The 20,163-nt window shown below is 61.6% G+C and carries 16 protein-coding genes; 1 reads left to right on the plus strand and 15 read right to left on the minus strand.

Going from position 1 to position 20,163, the window contains the following annotated elements; translation table 11 throughout:
• Positions 1-84: 84 nt before the first annotated feature.
• From ACQRAQ_RS02165 to ACQRAQ_RS02190, 6 genes are all read right to left on the minus strand, one after another.
• A complete protein-coding gene (locus ACQRAQ_RS02165) occupies positions 85-1,023 on the minus strand; it encodes a transketolase family protein (RefSeq protein ID WP_427793676.1) in 939 nt (312 codons plus the stop codon).
• Positions 1,016-1,852, minus strand: coding sequence for a transketolase (locus ACQRAQ_RS02170; protein ID WP_427718096.1), 837 nt, complete (start codon positions 1,850-1,852; stop codon positions 1,016-1,018). Before ACQRAQ_RS02170 ends, ACQRAQ_RS02165 begins: the two co-directional genes overlap by 8 nt.
• A gap of 2 nt (positions 1,853-1,854) precedes the next feature.
• Positions 1,855-3,255 (minus strand): L-fucose/L-arabinose isomerase family protein, encoded by a 1,401-nt coding sequence (locus tag ACQRAQ_RS02175; protein WP_427747626.1) that lies wholly within the window; start codon positions 3,253-3,255, stop codon positions 1,855-1,857.
• Between the two features lie 255 nt (positions 3,256-3,510).
• On the minus strand, positions 3,511-4,521 hold the full coding sequence (locus ACQRAQ_RS02180) for a LacI family DNA-binding transcriptional regulator (protein ID WP_427793677.1): 1,011 nt from the start codon (positions 4,519-4,521) through the stop codon (positions 3,511-3,513).
• Between the two features lie 219 nt (positions 4,522-4,740).
• Positions 4,741-5,715 (minus strand): nucleoside hydrolase, encoded by a 975-nt coding sequence (locus tag ACQRAQ_RS02185; protein ID WP_427793679.1) that lies wholly within the window; start codon positions 5,713-5,715, stop codon positions 4,741-4,743.
• Between the two features lie 4 nt (positions 5,716-5,719).
• Positions 5,720-6,715, minus strand: a complete 996-nt coding sequence (locus ACQRAQ_RS02190; RefSeq protein ID WP_427793681.1) for a ribokinase — start codon at positions 6,713-6,715, stop codon at positions 5,720-5,722.
• A 186-nt stretch (positions 6,716-6,901) separates the two neighbouring features.
• On the opposite strand from ACQRAQ_RS02190, the gene ACQRAQ_RS02195 reads away from it, so the two are divergent.
• Positions 6,902-9,094, plus strand: a complete 2,193-nt coding sequence (locus ACQRAQ_RS02195) for an acyltransferase family protein (protein ID WP_427793683.1) — start codon at positions 6,902-6,904, stop codon at positions 9,092-9,094.
• A gap of 189 nt (positions 9,095-9,283) precedes the next feature.
• Here ACQRAQ_RS02195 and ACQRAQ_RS02200 read toward each other — a convergent pair whose 3' ends face one another.
• From ACQRAQ_RS02200 to ACQRAQ_RS02240, 9 genes are all read right to left on the minus strand, one after another.
• Positions 9,284-10,480 carry an Nramp family divalent metal transporter gene (locus ACQRAQ_RS02200; protein ID WP_427747655.1) on the minus strand — a complete coding sequence of 399 codons (1,197 nt, stop codon included), beginning with the start codon at positions 10,478-10,480 and terminating at the stop codon, positions 9,284-9,286.
• Positions 10,481-10,554: 74 nt separating this feature from the next.
• Entirely contained in the window at positions 10,555-12,399 is a 1,845-nt protein-coding gene (locus ACQRAQ_RS02205; RefSeq protein WP_370450605.1) for a magnesium transporter, read from the minus strand.
• A gap of 320 nt (positions 12,400-12,719) precedes the next feature.
• Positions 12,720-14,126, minus strand: coding sequence for a polysaccharide deacetylase family protein (locus ACQRAQ_RS02210; RefSeq protein WP_427793685.1), 1,407 nt, complete (start codon positions 14,124-14,126; stop codon positions 12,720-12,722).
• A 72-nt stretch (positions 14,127-14,198) separates the two neighbouring features.
• Positions 14,199-14,954, minus strand: coding sequence for a PRC-barrel domain containing protein (locus ACQRAQ_RS02215; protein WP_427793686.1), 756 nt, complete (start codon positions 14,952-14,954; stop codon positions 14,199-14,201).
• The gene (locus ACQRAQ_RS02220; RefSeq protein ID WP_427727249.1) at positions 14,954-15,343 is read right to left on the minus strand and encodes a YtxH domain-containing protein; all 390 of its coding nucleotides are present in this window, start codon (positions 15,341-15,343) and stop codon (positions 14,954-14,956) included. Before ACQRAQ_RS02220 ends, ACQRAQ_RS02215 begins: the two co-directional genes overlap by 1 nt.
• A 136-nt stretch (positions 15,344-15,479) precedes the next feature.
• Complete coding sequence (locus ACQRAQ_RS02225; RefSeq protein WP_427793688.1) at positions 15,480-16,307, minus strand: cyanophycin synthetase family protein; 828 nt, start codon at positions 16,305-16,307, stop codon at positions 15,480-15,482.
• Positions 16,308-16,331: 24 nt separating this feature from the next.
• Positions 16,332-17,705 carry a hemolysin family protein gene (locus ACQRAQ_RS02230; RefSeq protein WP_427793690.1) on the minus strand — a complete coding sequence of 458 codons (1,374 nt, stop codon included), beginning with the start codon at positions 17,703-17,705 and terminating at the stop codon, positions 16,332-16,334.
• Positions 17,706-17,819: 114 nt separating this feature from the next.
• Positions 17,820-18,503, minus strand: coding sequence for a PAQR family membrane homeostasis protein TrhA (gene trhA, locus ACQRAQ_RS02235; protein WP_427747617.1), 684 nt, complete (start codon positions 18,501-18,503; stop codon positions 17,820-17,822).
• Positions 18,504-18,887: 384 nt separating this feature from the next.
• On the minus strand, positions 18,888-20,093 hold the full coding sequence (locus tag ACQRAQ_RS02240) for a DUF362 domain-containing protein (RefSeq protein ID WP_427793692.1): 1,206 nt from the start codon (positions 20,091-20,093) through the stop codon (positions 18,888-18,890).
• Positions 20,094-20,163 lie beyond the last annotated feature (70 nt).

Here is a 20,163-nt window from a genome sequence, read left to right on the forward strand (position 1 = left end):
AGGAGCGCCGCGTACTTTGCGTACGCAAGCGACGGTTTGAACGGCAAGGTGCGGTGCTTGGCGGCCGCGCAGCGTCTGTATCTACTAGTTGCCGAGGAACTCGGCGACAGTCTGCGCAATTCCGGCACCCGTCAGGCCGTAGTGTGCAAAGACCTCGGGGCTCGTGCCGGTGATGACCGGTGCGTCGGGCAGGGAGAGGCACTTGACCGGACGCGGGCAATGCTCGCCCACCACCTGCGCGACCATAGAACCCAGGCCGCCGAAGGGGCTGTGCTCCTCGACCGTCACGACGGCGCTCGTGGCACCGGCAGCCTCAATCACGGCCTCGGCGTCAAGCGGCTTGACGCAATACATGTCGAGCACCGTTGCCGAGATGCCCTGCTCGGCCAGCAGGTCGGCAGCGTCCACGGCATGGCGGACCATCTCGCCGGTGGCGACGAGCGTCACATCGGTGCCGCGACGCACCCAGGTGGCGCGATCCATCTGGAACGGGCACTCGTCCTCGGTGTACACGTCCTCGACCGGGTTGCGGCCCACGCGAATGTAGGCCGGCTTGTTGTCGGCGACCAGGGCCCGCACGAGCTCGGCGGTCTGGAAGCGGTCGCTCGGCAGATACACGCGCATGTTGGGAATCGCACTCATAGCGGCGATATCCTGCGCGGAGTGGTGGCTCATGCCCAGGGCGCCGTAGGACACGCCGCCCGAGATGCCGATGAGCTTGACGTTGGTGTTGGAGTACGAGACATCAACCTTGCACTGCTCATACGAGCGCGTGGTCACAAAGGACGCCGGCGAGGCGGCCCAGGCCTTCTTTCCGCACGAAGCCATGCCGGCGGCGATGCTCACCAGGTCCTGCTCGGCAATGCCGACCTCGACGGACTGTTGGGGATACTGATCAAAGAACGGCATGAGCGATGCGGAGCCGCGGGAGTCGGAGCATAGGACGACGATGTCCTTATCGGTCTTCGCGGCCTCGAGCAGCGTGTCGCAGATAACCTTGCGATTGGCGATCTTGTTAGCCATTGACGGCCTCCTTATGGGCAGCGAAATCGGCGATGATCTGGGCATATTCCTCATCGTTGGGCAGGTGATGGTGCCAGGCGGCCTTGTCCTCCATGACGGGCGAGCCATAGCCCTTCACCGTATTGAGGATGATGACCGTGGGCTTGCCGCAGGTCTCGGCCGCAAGCGTCAGCGCGGCGTCGATGGCCCGGACGTCGTTGCCCGGAATGGAGAGCACGTTCCAACCGAAGGCGGCCCAGCGCTCCTCCTGCGAGTCCTGCTTCATAACATCCTCGGTACTGCCGCTGATCTGCAGGCGGTTGCGGTCCACGAGTGCGCACAGGTTATCGAGCTGGTAGTTGCCGCCGCTCATGGCGCCCTCCCAGACCGATCCCTCGGCAAGTTCCCCGTCGCCCATGATGGTGTAGACGCGGTAGTCGCGGCCGTCCATCTTGCCGGCGAGCGCCATGCCCACGGCCACGGGCAGGCCGTGACCCAGCGAGCCCGAGTTCATCTCGATGCCCTTGAGCTTGTTGTTGGGGTGGCCGATGTAGGGGCTGCCGAACTTGGAGAAGCGGGCCTTGACGTCATCGAGGTCAAGATAGCCCTCGTGGCAGAGCACCGCGTAGTAGGCTTCCATGGCGTGGCCCTTGGAGAGCACGAAGCGGTCGCGGTTGGGATCGTCGACGGTCTCGGGCGAAATGTTGAGGTGGTTGGCGTAGAGGGTCATGAGGGCGTCGATCACCGACATGTCACCGCCGATGTGGCCGCCAGCGCCAGCCATGATGATATCGACGCAATCGCGGCGAAGGTCCCAACGCAGGGACTCAAGCTCTTCGATAGTTGCCATTTCTACTCTCCTCGCAGGTAGGCTTTAACGTCTTCTTCGATGGGGTCGTACAGGTCGGGGGCAATACCGAGGTACTTGCACGCCTCGTAGAGCACCGGCACCACGTTGGCGTGAATAGCGACGCAGTGGTGGATGTAGGGACCCTCGACGATTTTGGCCTCGAGGCGCTTGAGGTTGTCGACCTCGACCCACAGATAGGTGCCCATGCCAGCCGGGCCGTCGATGCCGCGAGCGTTGCCCAGCAGCAGCGAGTACTCGCCGTTGTCGCCGTCAAAGCGGGCAAGGGTGAGATCGCCGTGCTTGGCCTCGGCCGTCAGCGCACCGGGGTGATCGAAAGCCAGCGGGTAGGTGAGCTTGGGCTTGACGGCCGCGCAGCTGCAGGGCCAGGGGCCACAATGCTGCAGCAGCTCGCCGTTCTCATTGTCGGGATGGCGCACGGTCCAGTCGGCGAACATGCCGCGGTGACGGCCCAGGTCGGCGGCCTCGACCATCAGCGCGGTGATGGCGCCGTGGATATCGGTCTCGCATACGATAGGAATGCCCATCTCGTTGAGGATGGCGTTGGCAGCGCAGGGCATAATGCCCAGCTCGTCCTGCAGAGCGTTCCAGCACTGAATGGCGCCGGCGTTGCAACCGTACTTCTCGACCAGGCGCTTCATGGCGATGGCAAGACCGGCGACCGCGGGAACCTTATCCTCGGGGATGCAGATCTCAAAGCTGTCGTTGATGTGGGCAAGCATGGTAGCCATGGCCTGCTCGTCGGCCTGGGCGTCGCGCACGGCCTGGACAAGCTCGGTCATGGGAATGGGCGAAAGCTGGATGTTGAACTTCTCGAGCAGCTCGCCCTCGTTGCACATGGTCGACCAGAAGTCGAACGGACGGGTGGCCATCTGCAGGATGCGGGTGTGCTTGAAGGTCTTGACCACGTTGCACACGGCCAAGAAGTCCCAAACGCCGCGCTCGAACTCGGGATCGGTCAGGCGGCAGTTGGTCATGTAGGTGAAGGGAACCTGGAAGCGGCGCAATACTTTGCCGGTGGCGAACAGGCCGCACTGGCTATCGCGCAGGCGGGTGCCGTCGGGCTCGGGGCGCTCGTCGCGCGGGCCCCACAGCAGCACGGGTAGGCCGAGCTCGCGGGCAAGGCGAGCGCAAACGTACTCGGTGCCAAAGTTGGCGTGGCACAGCATAATGCCATCGACGCCCTCGGCGCGGAACTTCTTGACGATAGGCTCAATGTGGCTGTCGTCGAACAGCAGGCCCTCGTCATTGATGTCGTCGATATCCACGATGTCGACGCCGATCTCACGCAGGCGATCAGCCGTCAGGCCGCGATACTTGATTGCGTCCGGCGCGCTAAAGATACTGCGGCGCGTGGGCACAAAACCGAGCTTGATCTTGTCCATGTACGTCCTCCCCTAATCACATGTTCAGTAAACAGACGCATGTTTCGTTTTGTTCTGTTTACTAAATTTTTACTCCAGTGTTTAGAAGTTTAACGCGAAATACTCGTGGGCGGTAGAGAAATCAGCCTAAACGGTATGTAAACAAACTGAACATACAAGGGCAACAAAAAGAGGGCCCCGAAGGACCCCTTTTGGATGACGTTATTTTTCTGCCTTAGCGAGCTTTGCCGCCCTGCGGCCCGGCGTTGCCTTTGCCTAGATCTCACGCACGCTCTGACGCTCGACAAAATAGGTCGATACGGCTGTCTTGCAGGTATAGCTCTTGGGATTGCGGATGTTGCCCACCAGGCGGCGCACCGCGATCTCGCCCACCTCGTGCTTGGGAACGTGCACCGTGGTGAGCGGCGGGTTGGAGAAGGCACCCAGAGATAGGTCGTCAAAGCCGATGATCGAGACATCCTCGGGCACGCGAATACCGTGCTCGTTGAGCGCGCGCATGGCACCCACGGCGAGCACGTCGTTTTCGGCAAAGAAAGCCGTCGGCAGGTCGTCGCGCGAGACGCTGTCGAGCCATGCGCCCATGTCGCGATAGGCGCCCTCGAGCGTGGTGCCCAGCGTAACGCGCCATGTCGGGTTGGCCTCAAGGTCTGCGTCCTCAAGCGCTTGGCGATAGCCGCGCTCGCGATCCTTAAAGTTGCGGATGCGAAGGTCGCCTGCCAGATAGCCGATCTGCCTGTGACCTTTCTCGATGAGGTGATCCACGGCGCGCAGCACCGAGTCGGTGTTGGCAATGACCACGGCATCGAAGTACTGACGATCGCTCCAGCCATCGAGCACGATCAGGTGGGCGGCAGCGTTGGCAAACAGGGCGTAGTCTTCCTCACCCAGCTCGGTACCCATCAGCACGATAGCGGCGGACGGATCGGCGATCAGGCCCTCGACCTGCGGACGCACGGCGTCCAAGTCGCTAAAGTCGAGCGAGACAAAGCTCGTGCTCATGCCGTGACGACGCGCCTGGCGCTCCACGCCCTCGATGACCGCGGGATGGAAGGTACTCTCGTCCAGAATGGCGCCCGTCTTGCGCGCGAGCACAAACTGAATGCTCTCAAGCTGCGTCGACTGCTGATAGCCAAGCGATTGCGCGCACTCCAGGATGACCTTGGCGGTCTCTTCACTCACGCTGCGCTTGCGGTTGAGCGCGTTGGACACGGTCGCAGGCGAAAAACCGGTGATGCGGCTGATCTCGCGAACACTTGCTTTGGCCATTGTTCCCCCTAGCAACGGCCGTGGCGGAGCATCGCAACTTGATGACTCGACAACTAAACGACCGCAAATTCAATCTAAACAGAATAGTAAATGTTTATGAGCTAGTTTAGCCTGTTGTCAAGCGAAGTGGCACGACTATTCCCCCAACGGGCACATTTACTCGGTAGCTAAAAAAGCCCCGTCCCAAATTGACTACATGGGGCGGGGCACGGAAATCATTTAGCCAAGGATACGAGCCATGCGCGTCTTGAACTCGGAAAGGAAGCGCGGGGCATCCACGGTCAGCGCCACAAGCGCGCTCTTGTCCGGATCGGACAGGCGATGCTCGTCGCAAATGGTGCGGCCGCGATACTCGCCCAGCAGATCAACACGCAGATTGCAGCCGAGCGCACCCACGAGCGTGGGGTCGATCGCCACGGCGACGGCCAGCGGATCGTGCAGCGCACAACCACCCAGGTAGGGTGCGTTCATCTCGTACGAGCCAATGTAGTGCTCGACCATGCTCGCAAACGCACAGCCCGCCATGGTGCCCGAGCCCGTCCAGCCGGCAATGTCGCGGCGTGTAAGCACCACGCGATGCGTCACGTCCAGACCCACCATGGTGAGCTTGCGGCCCGAGCGCAGCACGGCATCGGCCGCCTCGGGATCGCTTGCCATGTTGGCCTCGGCGCCCGCGCTCACGTTGCCGGGCACGGTCAGGGCGCCGCCCATCACCACCACGCGGCCGATAGACATCACCGCCGCCGCATCGCGCTCCAGGGCAAGCGCCAGGTTGGAGAGCGGGCCGGTCGCTACGTAGACCAGATCGGGACCATAAGTGCGCGCGGCATCGATTAGATAATCGACTGCAGCGTTGCCATCGACCGACGTCGCCCCCACCGGCTCGTAGGGCGACGCGGGCACGCTCGCGCCGCCGATGCCATTCTTGCCGTGAATGAGTACGGTGGACGCCGGCGGCGTATAGGGCTCAGTCGCCTGCAGAGGACGGTCGGCACCCAGGTACACCGGCACCTCGGGACGGCCCAACAGGTCAAGCACCGCCAGGCAGTTGCGCGCCGACTGGTCGACGCGCACGTTGCCAAAACACGTGGTAATGCCCACGAGCTCAACCTCGGGGCTCGCGATGGCATAGGCAAGCGCCATCGCATCGTCCACACCCATATCCAGATCAAGGATCAGCTTCTTGGTTGCCATTGGTCTACTCCGCTTCTCCGTCTTGTACTAAATCGTCTAAATCAAACACGCGCTCAACTTCGGCACGCGTGGGAATCGACTGCTGCGCGCCCAGGCGCGACACCGTCACTGCCGAGGCGCGAGCACCCGCGGCCATGCACTCAAAGAGTGGCAAGCCCTCCAAACGAGCCGCAGCAAGCGCACCGATAAATGTATCGCCCGCGGCCGTCGTATCGACCACCGCGCTCGAAAGCGCCGGCATGCGCAGCAGCTCGCCGTCGTCGCCGAGCGTAACCGAGCCGGCGCCGCCCAGCGTGATGACCGCGGCGCCGGCACCCTTGGCGAGCAAGGCATCGAGCGCCGCGACGCAGCTCGCATCGTCTGCAGGCAAGATGCCCGTCAGTACCTGGCACTCAGTCTCGTTGGGACAGACCAGGTCGACTGCAGACCAGACCTCCGCAGGCACTTCGCAGGCAGGCGCTGGATTAAAGACCGTATAGAACCCCAGCTCGTGAGCGCAGAAAAGCGCCTCGACAGTCGCCACAAGGTCACATTCGCCCTGGGCGATAAAGACGCTTCCGGCAGCCGGGGCAATATCGCTGGCGTCGCCGTCGAGCTCATCGGCCACCAGACGCCTCAGCACGCGGGCAACGTCCTCGCCCGCAAGTGCATGGTTGGCGCCCGGCGACAGCACGATGCGGTTATCGCCCTCACAGCGAATGATGGTCGCCGTTCCCGTCTCCACATCGTCGCGACACGCCACAAAGTCACAGTCCACGCCAGCATCTTGGAGCCCCGCCACGAGCGACGAGCCAAACGCGTCGCGGCCGACCGCGCCGATCATGCACGTGCGCGCACCCATGCGCGCAGCTGCTACGGCCTGGTTGGCGCCTTTGCCGCCGGCGTTGGTGATAAACCCGCTGCCGCCGACGGTCTCGCCCGCACGCGGCATGCGCTCGCACGCCACCGAAAGGTCCATGTTCATGCTGCCGAACACTGCAACGATGCCGCAATCTGCCATGGAAACCTCCTCGTCCGCGGGCTCTGCACCCGCTATCGGCCGTCAATCGTGCACTCTCGCACCTCTATAACTTTAGTTCACTTTGATGTGGACGCGCGCTTGAGCTTACGCCAGCAGCAAGCATTCACAGGAGTAGGCGGCTACAATGAAAGCGTGCTGATTATTCTCGTCATTGGATGATGTTTTATGGAACAATTCCCGCGATCGAGCTCGCGCAGCTCACGCCATGCGAGCGATCAACAAGCGCCGCACGAACGTTCGCGCACTAACCGCCAAACCCCCGAGCCGCGCCGCGCTGCAGGCTCCCATCGCTCGCCCGCCAACAAGGGCGCCCGCACCGACAGCGCCGCAAAAGAACAGGCGCCCACGCGTCCCAAATCTCGCTACATCCCCGCCCTCGACGGCCTTCGCACGCTCGCCGTTGTCGCGGTGGTGCTCTATCACCTCAACCTCACGTGGGCACAGGGCGGCCTGCTCGGCGTCACGATCTTCTTTGTGCTCTCGGGATACTTGATCACGCGCCTGCTCATCAACGAAATAGCAAAGACCGGTCGTATCGATCTTAAGAGCTTCTGGATCCGCCGCATCCGTCGCCTGTTCCCCGCCGTGGTAACCGTCGTGGTGGTGACCTGCGCACTGTGCACTGTCTTTAACCATGTGATGCTCACCAAGATGCGCCCCGACATCCTGCCGTCGCTGCTGTTCTTTAATAACTGGTGGCAGATTATGCAGGACGTTTCGTACTTTAACGCCTTGGGCGACCCCTCGCCGCTCACGCACTTTTGGTCGCTTGCCATCGAGGAACAGTTCTATCTTATTTGGCCGCCACTGCTGTTTGCCATGGTATCCATGCATGTGAGCAAGCCCAACACGCGCCGCGTGGTCCTGGGCCTTGCCGCGGTATCCGCCCTCGCCATGATGGTGCTTTACAACCCTGCCGCCGACCCCAGCCGCGTGTACTACGGCACCGACACCCGCGTGTTCTCGTTGCTGCTGGGTGCCTGGATGGCCTTTATTCCCGATCGCGACCTGGCGCCTGCGCGCCTTGTCCGCCATCTGGGGCTCGACCGACTGGCCGGCGCCGACAAGCACGACAAGTCAAAGAGCGACACCGCCGAGGCCGCCACGACAAAGCCAAGTGAGCCCGCACGCTTTTGGTCCTCCCCCGCATCCATCGATTTGATGGGCGTCGTTGGCCTGGTCGGACTCGCCGCCATGGTCGCGCTCACCAACGGCTATACCGCGTTTCAGTATCGCGGCGGCACGCTGCTGTGCTCCATCCTCACACTGATGGTTATCGCGGCATGTGTGCAGCCCCAGGGCATGGTCGCACGGGCCTTGGCCGCCGAGCCGCTCGTATGGATCGGCAAGCGCTCCTACAGCATCTACCTGTGGCATTATCCGCTGCTGCTCCTCATGAACCCGGTCGCCAACATTAACGACACGCCCTGGTGGCACTACATTTTGCAGGTGTTGTTGGTGGTCGCCGTGGCCGAGTGCTCCTATCGCTTTATCGAAACGCCGTTTAGGAAGGGCGCTTTTGGGCGCACCGTTTCCGAGCTCCGCGACGGCACCACCACGCCCGCCGGCTGGATGCGCGCACATGTCCCCACCTGCGCCGTTTGCGCCATCGTGCTTGTTGTGGCGCTGGGCGGCCTGGTCTTTGTGCCCGACACATCCGCGCTGAGCGGCGAGGGCGCCGAAATCCTAAACAAGGAGGCCAAAAATGCAAAGCCTCAAGATCAGCGGGCGGCCGATGACACCGACAAAGATGACGACGGCTTCCCCGACGGAGCCTACGACCTGCTAATGATTGGCGACTCCGTGTCCCTGCGCGCCGTCGATGCCTTTGACGGCGTGTTCCCGCACAGCCACATCGATGCCGAAAAGGGCCGCCAGTTTGATGCGGGCCGCGCGACATTTGAGGGCTATATCCAGCAGAACCTTGCCGGCAAGATCGTGGTCTTTGCCCTGGGCACCAACGGTTTGGTAACGGACGCCCAGGTCGACGCGATCATGGCCGACGCCGGTGATCAACGTATTGTCGTGTTTGTAAACACGCGTAGCCCGCAGCCGTGGGTCGGGTCCACGAACCAGGCCATCGCCAACGCCGCTACGCGCTACAAGAATGTACGCGTTATCGACTGGTACGGATACAGCACAAATCGCAACGACCTGTTCGATGGCGACGGCACGCACCTGTCGACTACCGGCGTGACCGAGTACCTTAAGCTTATCCACGATGCCGTCAAGAAGGACCTACCCGTGCACCCCGAGGACCACGTTAACGATCCGCAGCCGGCGGCTGTCAAATCCGCTGCCGAGGCACTCGTCAACGCCCTCGCCTACAAACCGCACAAGCTAGGCACCGACAAGTAACGCACAGCCAAATCTGCTTACAATCCGGCACTTGGGACCACTTCCGCGACTTACAAAGCCGCCTCTGGGCTGTTAATTCACCCCAGAGGCGGCTTTATAGCTGCACATCGGTATATAACTAGCACCCTATAGCAGACAAAAACAGGCCGCAGCCCATGGCGGCGGCCTGTTTAGAGTCCAAGAGAGGTGCTACGCGCTGTAACCCATCGCTTGCAGAACAAACATGACGACCGTCAGCACCGTAATAACGCCGATAGTCGCCCAAGTGAGCACATTCCACACACGGCCGTTGCGGTTGGCGCCCATAATGTGTCGATCGGCGGCAATAACCACCTGGAACACCAGAACCACGGGCAGCAACACGCCGTTGATGACCTGCGAGGTCATCATAATCTGGAACAGGTCGACGCCGGGCATGAGCACCAGCACGGCAGAAATGCCAATGATTGCCGTAATGATGCCGCGATAGACCGGGGCCTCGTCCCAGCTGCGATCGGCACCGCGTTCCCAGCCAAACGCCTCGCAGATAGCGCTGGACGTAACGCCCGGCAGCACACAGGCGGCCAAGAAGCTCGCCGCGACCAGGCCCGAGGCAAACAGCACCGTGGACCACTGGCCCGCAATGGGCTCCAGCGCGCGGGCAGCGTCTGCAGCGTCGCTAATCTGAATGCCCGCGGGGAACAATACCGTACCGGTCGTGATGATAATAAAACCGGCAATGACATCGGCGGCAATCGAGCCGCTCACGGTATCGATGCGCTGCAACACGATATCGTCCTCGCCTGCATTCTTATCGACCACGTTGTTCTGTGCCAGGAAAATCATCCAGGGCGCGATGGTGGTACCGATCGTCGCGACCACAAGCGACACGTAGCTGGGGTCATTTTGAATGTTGGGTACAACCAGATCGACCGCCACCTCGCCCCAACTGGGACCAGCCATAATTGCAGCGACAATGTAGGTCACAAACACGCAGCTCACCAGCAACAGAATCTTCTCGATGCGCTGGAAGCTACCCGACATGGTAAGCATCCAAACCATCAGCGCCACAAGCGGCACCGAGATGCTCGCCGGCACGCCAAAGAGGGCAAGGCCGCTCGCGATACCCGCAAACTCCGAAATGGTCACGGCTGTGTTGGCAATCAGCAGCGCCGCCATGGCCAGCACGCTCTTGCGCACGCCAAAGCGCTCGCGAATGAGCGAGGCCAGGCCCTTGCCCGTTACGCAGCCGCAACGTGCCGCGGTCTCCTGCGTCACGATGAGCAGCACGGTCATGACGGGAAGCATCCAGAGCATCTTGTAGCCATAGCTGGCACCGGCGCTGGAATACGTGGCGATGCCGCCGGCGTCATTGCCCGAAAGCGCCGCCAGAAGGCCAGGACCCATGGCACCAAAGATGGCCGCGATGGTCAGCTTTTGCTTGGTGCCCTGCTTTTGCTTGCTATTTTGCACGCGACCACCTAACCCATGACCGACATGGTGAGCAGCACCGCAGCGGCACAGTACGCCACGCACGAGATCATGACGGCAATGACGTTCATGGCGGTACCCGACGTATTGAGGTCGTGCTCGTCACGCCAGAACAGCACCATCAGGTAAATCACAGCGCTCATGTTACCAATCAGGCAGACGATGGCCGCGATGTTAAAGCAGCCGGTAAAGAGCTGCTCCTCAAGCATGGGCGCGTCGGGGAACGCCGTGGTGCGCACCAGCTGAGCGCACAGGTAGGTCACGAGCGACAGGATCAGGCCCATGCCCGTGCTCTGGAAGAAGAATCCCAGATACGGCTTGGGTTCATCGTCATGGCCGTCGTACTCCAGGAAGTAGTTCTTGACGAACGACACCATACGCGAGGCAGCCAGCAGCACGAGCGGCATGGCGCACATGGGGAACACCACCAGATGCGCGGAGCCCAGCGCCGTCCCCAGCACTGCCGCCATGATGCACGAGGAAATGCCCCACACGACAACCCAGTACTGGCGATGCACAAACCAGCTGAGCACATTCGTCGAGTCATCGGACGCGCTATCGCCCGAGCCGACGCCTGCGATCTGCAGGTCCTCCTGGTGCTCCTCGGCGATAACGTCCATGGCGTCGTCGAAGGTCACAATGCCCAAGATGTGGCGGTTCTCATCGCAGACGGGGATGGCGACCAGGTCGTACTTGGTCATCTCGTCCGTTACGTCTTCCTGGTCCTCGTCGGGCGACACATAAACCAGGTCGCGGTAGGCCAGCTGGCCCAGCGTGGCGTCGCGGTCGGCCACGATCAGCGTGCGCAGCGAGAGCACGCCGGTCAGCATACCGCTCGGATCCTCGGTATAGACGTAGTAGACGCTTTCGAAATCCTCGTCGAGCTTGCGGATCGCCTCGATGGCGTCACCGACCGTCGCCGTGGCAGGCAGGGAGACAAACTCCGAGGTCATAATGCGGCCGGCAGTGTTTTCCTCATAGCCCAGCAGGTTACGAATCGCCTTCTCCTCCTGAACGCCCATCAGGCGCAGGAGCTTCTCGGCCTTCTCGTAATCGAGCTCGTCGATCAGGTCGGCGGCGTCGTCCGGGTCCATCATGGCCAGCATCGACGACGCATCCGTGTCGGACAGGCCCTCGAGCATCTCGGTCATGAGCTCGTCGTCATCGAACTCCGAGATGGCCTCGGCGGCCTGGGCGGTGTCGAGCTGCGCGAACACCTGCGCGCGCAGGCGAGGATCGAGCTGCTCGATAATGTCGGCAATGTCGGCAGGATGCAGCTCGCCGAGCGTCTTATGCGACACCGACAGCTGGATGTTCTTAGTCGAGCGATCGAGCAGGTCCATGTAGGACCAGGCGATGATGTCCTCGCCGAGCGGTTTGCCCAGGTGCTTCATAAAGCCCTCGACGACATGTTCAAGAGCGGGGCTGATTGCACGCAGCAGACCGCGGGCACCGACTTCGGCACCCAGCAGGCGCAGCTGATTTTCGCCTGACATGGAAAACTTGATGTCGTTTACGCGCACGACCTTCATGCCCTGCGTGTCGACGATTTGTTTGTTGAGCACGTCGCGCGCGAGCAAAAGTTCGGTCGGCTGCAGGTACGAAAAACGGATTTCGGTAGCCGACGTCTTAAGGTATACGCCCGTCTCGTCGATACGGTCGACCCATTTTCGCCAGCTGATCATAAACGGCGTCTTGCCGGGACCGCGGAACGCGAGCGACGTCACGTGCGGAAAAACTTCGCCGGTAGCAATGCCAAAATCGTTCACAACGCCGAGCTTTTCGCCATCGACGTCCAAGACCGGCAGCTTGAGCATCTCACTCAGATAATTCACTGGTGCTCCCCATCATTATTCCCTCGGACCGTGGCCATGCCGGCACGCCATCCGTGGACTTTTAGATATGTATACGCATGCGCGGGCGGCACACCGCTCGGCGCTCACACCCCGTGCATGCGCAAGAAGCACCTGCAAGGGGTCATCGACTGTATGGTCGAGGTTTGGATTTCACCTGCAACCTTTCTCTTGACCCTTGTTATCCGCAGTAACTATAGCATCAGCATCGCGCCGTGACGCCAAATTTATGCTCCAAACATCGCAGGCATACCAAACGCTGACGCATCCGTGACATAGTCGTTTAAAAACGTCCCCCGTGACTAGTCTGTGGTGTCGTTATCTTCGGCGAGCTGGGGAAACACGGCGTTCTTGGGCATGGAAGTCTTCGTTAGCGAGGTGAGTTTTTTGCTCAGCGACGTATCCGTCTTAACCAAATCGCTCAGCGTCACGATCTTGTAGCCCTTGGCGACAAGGCCATCGATGATCTGCGGCAGCGCTTCGAGCGTCTGTTCGGAGCACTCGTCGCTATCGGTGAACAAAACAATGTTGCCCGGAGTCACCGATTCGAGCACTGTCGAAACCTGTTCGTCGGCGCCGTTGAGCAGCCAGTCGCCCGAATCGACATTCCACGAGACCACGGCAGACACCAGGTCCATCGCATCGATCCAGTTTTGCTCGTCAAACGCGGCATAGGGAGCACGCAGCAACATCGTCTCGACGCCGGTCGCCGACTTAATCGCCTCGGTGCCCTTCGTGATCTGCTTGCGCACCGCCTCGCGATCCTTGCCCTTGAGCGAATCATCGCTGTAGCTGTTGGAGCCGATCTCGCATCCGGCATCGACAATCGCTTTGGCAGTAGCGGGCGAGGCTTCCGCAGCATCGCCCGAAAGGAAGAACGTCGCCGTGACGCCCTTTTCCTTGAGCACCTGCAAGACCTGCTTGGTCGCGCCGCTCGGACCCTCGTCAAATGTCAGGGCCACGTACTTTTCGTTGCCCTTGGGCGCTACACTCGCGCACTCGACTACACAGTCGGTGGCGGGCACGACCTCGCCGCGGTCCTGTGTCTTGCCCGACTGCTCGCCGACCCATACCTCGGAGCGGCCCCGAACGCCCCAGGTTTTAACGTATTCGATAGCGCCCGTGCCCTCGACCTTCAACTTGGGCTCAATGGTCGTGACCTGGACCTCGTGCTTCTCGTACGTGTCGCGGCCGTCTTTGACCGTCACTTTCTCGCCGCCCGTTAGCTCGCGGCTATTCCACTTGCCCTGCTTCACCCGTTTGCCGTCCACCTTCACCGACAGCTTTTCGCCGCCACGGCGGGTAAGCACGCTATCGTCGACAGCCAACAAGTCGCCGGCATCGTAGGTGTCGGTCAGGCCTTGATCATCGATAAGGTTCTGCAACGTGGAGCCCACGCGCACCGAAGCCTGCTCCCCATTGAGCACAATGTCCACGCTGCGATTGACATAGCCCACGACGGCAGCGATAAACAGCACGAGCGCACAGCCGACAGCGATGAGCGCATAGGGCAGGCGGGACGGTCGGCGCGGTGAGCGCCCGTTGCCGATGCGCGCGCTGCGATCGCTAAACCCACGGCTATGGTTGAGGTACATCGCGCCGGGTTTACGGCGACGTCGACGCTGACCGCTGGGCAGCTGCCCCAGGTCGCGTCGCGCCGTCGGACGCGCACCCGAGCGCCCGTTTAAGTTAGATCCGTTTTGGCGCATGTGCCCTCCCCCATAAACACAGCGAGCCGGAGCAACATGTCTCCGGCTCGCCTCCCATCATTTGGTACGTCGCTATTTGCTAGCTTTTGACGAGCCCCCGCTCGCCTTTTGATATTCGTCCTTAAAGGCCTTGAACATACCGCGCGTCTTGCCGAGCTGCTTGCCCAGTGCGCGACTGCCCTTGTCCACGGCGGCCGATCCCTTGTCATCGAGCACCTTGGCGCCCTTCTTGACCTTATCGCCCACCACGACACTGGCCTCGGCAGCCTTGGCGGCCGCGCCGCCCGAATACCCGAGCGACTTGACCTCGTCCGAGACAATCATCGCGCCGTTCTCGTAGCCGCGCAGCATCGTCGGCGGCATCTGCGTGTCGCCCACCAGCACACTCGAGGCAGCGCCGGCGGTCACGTAGAACGTCTGCACGATACCCGAACGCGGCTTGAACTCAACGTCCGAGCAGTAGCCCACGACGTCGCCCGATTCCGTGCGCACGTCCATGCCAACCCAGATGATGCAATCGTCCAGGTTGATATCGAGGCGCTTGGCCGCGGCGGCATCGTAGGTGCCCTTGACGTCGTCGACCGCGACAGCACCCTCATAGACGCCGATGGCATCGAGTGCCACAAATCGATCAGGGCGCTCGATCATGCCCGCGATATCGGACTGGCGAACCATAAAGCCCACCACGCGCGTACCGCCCGGGGTAAAAACCGGAAAGTGAATCTTGCCGAGCTTTTTGGGGCTGCGCGGCGTGCCGTCCTTTTTGGTGCGCTTGTCTTCGGCAGGCTTACGATAAACCTTGACGCCGACAAAATCCCCTGCGCGCATTATGCCTCGGTCGAGGGCTCCGTGGCCTCGGTGCCGGCCTCAGTGACGTTCTCGACCACGACGTCGGCAGCGGGCGTCACGTTGCCGCCCGAGATGGCGTCGTTGAGCTGCTCGCGAAGCTGGTCCATGCGCTCGCGGGCCAGGTCGACCTTGGCGCGCAGGTCATCGGTCTTGGCGTCGACCATCGGACCAAAGTCGTTGACCGCGGCACGAGCCTCCTCGGCACCGTGCTCGTAGGTGTCGCGCATGTTGTCCCAGGCATCGTTGGCGATATCGGCGGCCATGGCACGGGTCTCGGCACCCGAGCGCGGGGCCAGAGCAACGCCGATGATAGCGCCGGCGGCAGCGCCAAAGAGCGCACCGGAGACAAAGCTGAAAGTCTTTCCCATGATCATTCCTCTCCTGCGGGCACCTCGATGCCCACCGTTTGAATGCTGTCCATTATACCCGCAGCGCAACACTTGCCGTCGCGCTCATCTGCGTACGGTAAAAGCGCAGGTACATGATGGTGATAAGCGAGTGAGCCTACTCCTGCGGCATGGCAGGCATGGCCACCGTGGCCGCCGGGTCCTCGCCGGCGCCATCAACGAGCGGAAGCGCACCTTCCTGTGCGGGACCTGCCGGAACCGTCGCCGCGCCACCGTAGACGGCAGCGGGGGCCTCGTGGCTCTCGGCGGTCGCGCCCTCGGTATCGATTGCCTCCTGCAGCTCATCGTCAAAGCTCGGGACACCCTGGGGCTCCGCGGGCTCGGACTCGACAGCTTCCTCAGCAGCTGCCTCGACGCCGGGTTCGGAATCGGCAGGAGCCTCGCCTTCGGCCCCGTCCTCGGCGTTTGCGGCGGCGATGGCCTCGTGCGGATCCTTGCCCTCGGCCTCGGCGCGCATACCCAGCACCAGGTTGCGCAGGCCCGCGACCGTGCCCTCCACGTCAGGGGCAGGCTGGTCGGCGTGCAGATAGGCCCAGTCCATCATAAAGGTCGCCGAAGACAGCGCGCCGATGGCCAGCGCGTCATCGGGGCATGAAAGCTCAACCTCAAAGACACGCTCATCGTGCTCGCTTACGCGGGTACGGCCGCACGAAATGATGCCGGCGAGACCGGTCTCATTCATGAGCTCCACTGTCACGTGCTCAAGCAGATGGCAAAGCTCGGTCTGGCCCATGCAGTCCTGGAATTCACGACCGGAATCGCCTAGGCACAGGTGCTTGGCAATCGCGGGCACCAGGTAGTACACGCGCGCCGTGGCCTCGATGTCCTCCGAGGTCATGAGCGGCATGCCGGGGTTCACCAGCACATGCGCGCAGATCTTGTCCTCGCTGACGGTGACCTTAAGGATGTTGAACAGGCCTGCCATAACTCTCCCCTACTCTTCCTTGCCCTACTCGTCGCCGTCGTGCGGGTCCGCAGAGCCCGCGCCCGGCGTCGCCGGCTTATCTGCCGAGGACTCGGAATCCTTCTTATCGGTTTCGGCCGGAGCGATCACGCGAATAAGCGAGATGCGCTGGCCACGCATCGACTGCACCTTGAACTTGTACCCTGCAACCTCAAACACCTCTCCGATGTCGGGCACCGAGTCGCAAAGTTCCAAAATCCAGCCGGCGATGGTCTCATAATCATCGCTTTCCTCGAGCGGCCAACCAAGCTCAATCGCATCATCGCACGAAAAACGCCCATCGACGAGCCACTCACGGCGCGAAAGACGCGTGAGGTACTTGTTGTCAGGGTCGAACTCATCCTCGATCTCGCCCACGATCTCCTCGACGATGTCCTCGATGGTAATGATGCCGGCCGTGCCGCCGTACTCGTCCACGACCACCACGATCTGGTCGTGCGAAGTCTGCATCTCGGACAGCAGCGGCAGGATGTCCTTGGTGTCGGGCACAAAGGTGGCGTCGCGCAAATAACCGGCGATGGGCTGGTCGCCCTCGCCGTCGAGCGAGGGCTGAATCAGGTCCTTGATGTGCGCGATGCCCGCCACGTTGTCGGGATCTTCGTGATAGACGGGGATGCGGCTAAAGCCGGTCTGGCGCATAGTGGACAGCACGTCGGCGACCGTCTCGTCGTCCTCGCACATGGTGGTGTCCACGCGCGGCACCATGACCTCGCGGGCAACGGTATCGCCCAGGTCGAAGATCTCGTGGATCATACGCTTTTCCTCGTCGAGCAGGTCGTCCTGCTCCGAGACCATGTACTTAATCTCTTCCTCCGAGACGTTTTGGCGATCGTCGGCGCTCTTGATGCGCAGGATGCGGGCCAGACCATCGGAGCAAGCGCCGGTCAGCCACACGAGCGGACGGGCGATCTTTTGGAAAAACGACAGCGGCCCCACGACCTGCTTGGACACGCCTTCGGCATTGGCCAGACCAATGCGCTTGGGCACAAGCTCGCCAATCACGATGGACACGAAGGCGACCGCAACGGTGATGATGACCGGCGCCAGTCCGCGCGCGATGGCAGAGAGCGGCGCGATGCCAAAGCTCATGAGCCACGTGGCGAGCGGGTCGGACAGGCTCGTCGAAGCAACGGCGGACGAGGCAAAGCCCACGAGCGTGATGGCGACCTGAATGGTGGCGAGCAGCTGGTCGGAGTCGGCAGCCAGCTTAACGGCACGCTCGGCGCGTTTGTCGCCTTCCTCGGCCTCGTGCTCCAGCACGGCGCGCTTTGCCGTGGTGAGCGCCATCTCGGACATAGAGAAGTAGCCGTTGATGAGGGTCAAAACGAGGGTGGTGATAAGGGAGATGGTTATGTCCATCGGGAGTTTCTCGAACCTCCAAGATTCGGGACGTTAGGTAGTAAGCGTAGATAACGGATAGGGCAGTTGCGTCCGGCGGCCGCTTGGATGGATCCGCAGGCACAGACGTGATCGCTAGATTACGAAGAGGATCACCGCCATGAACTGGAAGATGCTGCCGGCGAGCACCCACAAGTGAAACACACTGTGCAGGTAGCGCACGTTTTTAGCGATGTAGAACGGCACGCCCACGGTGTAGCACACGCCGCCGACAGCGAGCAGGGCAAGTGCCACGGGGTTGAGCAGCGACACGAGCTCGGGCAGCTTAAAGACGACGAGCCAGCCCATCAGCAGGTAGACCAGGCCGCTTACCCAGTGCGGTTGACGCTCGCGCATAAAGCACTCGAGGGCGATGCCGATAATGGCGATGGCCCATACGGCAAAGAACAGCATAGGGCCGCCGTCGTTTGCCAGTGTGATGAGGCAAAACGGCGTATAGCTGCCGGCTATGAGCAGGTAGATGCAGCTGTGGTCGATGATGCGAAACACGCGCTTGGCGCGCGCGGGCTGAATCGCGTGGTAGAGCGTAGAGGCTAGGTATTCGAGGATAATGCTGACGCCATAGACAATCGCCGCGGCCATGTGGGCTGGGCCTCCGCCGCGAAGAGCGGCAAATACGATCAGGAGCACCAGGCCCGCGATGCCCAGCAGGCAACCGACACCATGGGTGACGGAGTTCATGATCTCCTCACCCACCGTGTAGTGTGGAACGGCCGCGGTCTTGGGTCGCGGCTTAGAACTGTCGCTCGAATCGGACATGCCGGTTACATCCTCCAACGTAAAGAGTTCTCAACACTATATCAAAGCGTCTGGGTACGTGCGAAATTTGCACCATACGTGACCCCTTGTTTACCCATTCTTTTCTTGTTGACGCATCAACGGCGAACAATCATGGTTGATTACAGCGCTGGAGGACCGTTTTGGCTCCCGCCTTCGGAAGTATGCGGCAAAATCTGGAACTGCCGACCAGACCGCAGTTTTACCAACAATTTATCAGGGGTTTTGTTGCCAAAAACGCCTTGTGGTCGGCGGTATTCGACTTTTCCCCGCACTTCCGAAAAGCCGCCCGTGAGCGCTGTGCTCGCGGGCGGCTTTTGCTCGAATTACGCCACAAAGGCGCTTATATTGTCCAATAGCTAGGCGCTATTTGACCTCGATAAGCTCGTACTTGCTCGTGCCCAGGCCGATCTTCTCGGCGTGCGCGATGCACGCGCGCCAGTCGGTGTCGGGATGCGTGATGCAGAAGGGGTCACGCGCCTGCTCGCCCTCCAGATGCTCGTGGTTATGCTCCATCTTGGCCGCGCTATCGGTGAGCTCGGTGTTGGGCAGCGGCTCGGACGCCATGACGGCATCGGCACAGGCCTGGTCGATGGCGACCGGGTCGAAGCTCGCGAACATGCCGATATCGTTGACGATAGGCGTATCGTTTTCGGGATGGCAATCACAGTTGGGGCTGATATCCATGGCAAGCGAGATGTGGAAGCTCGGGCGGCCGTCGACGACGGCCTTGGTGTACTCGGCGATCTTGCAGTTGAGCACGTCGGCCGCGGCGTCATAGACGGGCTTGATGGCGTCCTGGTTGCACACGCCGATGCAGCGTCCGCAGCCCACGCAGCGATCGTGGTCGATAGCAGCCACGTGCACCGTACGAGTAGCGCCGCTGGCAAGCTCGCGCTCGCGGGTGTCGTCGAACGAGATAGCGTTGTGCGCGCAGATCTTTTCGCAGGCACGGCAGCCAATGCAGTGCTCGGTCGCGACGTTCGGCTTGCCGGCGGCATGCTGCTCCATCTTGCCGGCACGGCTGCCGCCTCCCATGCCCAGGTTCTTCATGGCGCCGCCAAAGCCGGCCTGCTCATGGCCCTTAAAGTGGGTGAGGCTAATCACGATATCGGCATCCATGAGCGCCTGGCCGATCTTGGCCTCGCGCACGTACTCGCCGCCCTCGACCGGGACGAGCGCCTCGTCGGTGCCCTTAAGGCCGTCGGCGATGATGATCTGGCAACCCGTGGCATACGGGGTAAAGCCGTTCTGATAAGCGGTGTCGATGTGCTCGAGCGCGTTTTTGCGGCTACCGACATAGAGCGTGTTGCAGTCGGTGAGGAAGGGCTTGCCGCCCAGCTCCTTCACGACATCCGCGACGGCGCGGGCGTAGTTGGGGCGCAAAAAGCTCAGGTTGCCCAGCTCGCCAAAGTGAATCTTGATAGCGACGAACTTGTTCTCAAAGTCGATCTGCTCAATACCGGCGCGGCGGATGAGGCGCTTGAGTTTGTCGAGCTGGCTCTCGCGAGTATGCGTACGCAAGTTGGTGAAGTACACCTTAGCGGGTGCTGCGGGTGAAGTTGTGGTCATAGATCTATCCCCTCGGTCTATATGGCGTTACAGACATAGAGGATGGTACCCGTTAAAGTGGGGTCAAAGT

The organism is Collinsella sp. SGI.178, from assembly GCF_050313495.1.
GTDB lineage: Bacteria > Actinomycetota > Coriobacteriia > Coriobacteriales > Coriobacteriaceae > Collinsella.

Bases quoted from the DNA above. Each gene is read 5' to 3' on its own strand.
- ACQRAQ_RS02175 (WP_427747626.1), bottom strand. From the start codon at position 3,255: ATGGACAAGATCAAGCTCGGTTTTGTGCCCACGCGCCGCAGTATCTTT.
- ACQRAQ_RS02180 (WP_427793677.1), bottom strand. From the start codon at position 4,521: ATGGCCAAAGCAAGTGTTCGCGAGATCAGCCGCATCACCGGTTTTTCG.
- ACQRAQ_RS02170 (WP_427718096.1), bottom strand. From the start codon at position 1,852: ATGGCAACTATCGAAGAGCTTGAGTCCCTGCGTTGGGACCTTCGCCGC.
- ACQRAQ_RS02185 (WP_427793679.1), bottom strand. From the start codon at position 5,715: ATGGCAACCAAGAAGCTGATCCTTGATCTGGATATGGGTGTGGACGAT.
- ACQRAQ_RS02215 (WP_427793686.1), bottom strand. From the start codon at position 14,954: ATGCGCGCAGGGGATTTTGTCGGCGTCAAGGTTTATCGTAAGCCTGCC.
- trhA (WP_427747617.1), bottom strand. From the start codon at position 18,503: ATGTCCGATTCGAGCGACAGTTCTAAGCCGCGACCCAAGACCGCGGCC.
- ACQRAQ_RS02200 (WP_427747655.1), bottom strand. From the start codon at position 10,480: ATGGGTCCTGGCCTTCTGGCGGCGCTTTCGGGCAATGACGCCGGCGGC.
- ACQRAQ_RS02225 (WP_427793688.1), bottom strand. From the start codon at position 16,307: ATGGCAGGCCTGTTCAACATCCTTAAGGTCACCGTCAGCGAGGACAAG.
- ACQRAQ_RS02210 (WP_427793685.1), bottom strand. From the start codon at position 14,126: ATGCGCCAAAACGGATCTAACTTAAACGGGCGCTCGGGTGCGCGTCCG.
- ACQRAQ_RS02240 (WP_427793692.1), bottom strand. From the start codon at position 20,093: ATGACCACAACTTCACCCGCAGCACCCGCTAAGGTGTACTTCACCAAC.
- ACQRAQ_RS02220 (WP_427727249.1), bottom strand. From the start codon at position 15,343: ATGGGAAAGACTTTCAGCTTTGTCTCCGGTGCGCTCTTTGGCGCTGCC.
- ACQRAQ_RS02195 (WP_427793683.1), top strand. From the start codon at position 6,902: ATGGAACAATTCCCGCGATCGAGCTCGCGCAGCTCACGCCATGCGAGC.
- ACQRAQ_RS02230 (WP_427793690.1), bottom strand. From the start codon at position 17,705: ATGGACATAACCATCTCCCTTATCACCACCCTCGTTTTGACCCTCATC.
- ACQRAQ_RS02165 (WP_427793676.1), bottom strand. From the start codon at position 1,023: ATGGCTAACAAGATCGCCAATCGCAAGGTTATCTGCGACACGCTGCTC.
- ACQRAQ_RS02190 (WP_427793681.1), bottom strand. From the start codon at position 6,715: ATGGCAGATTGCGGCATCGTTGCAGTGTTCGGCAGCATGAACATGGAC.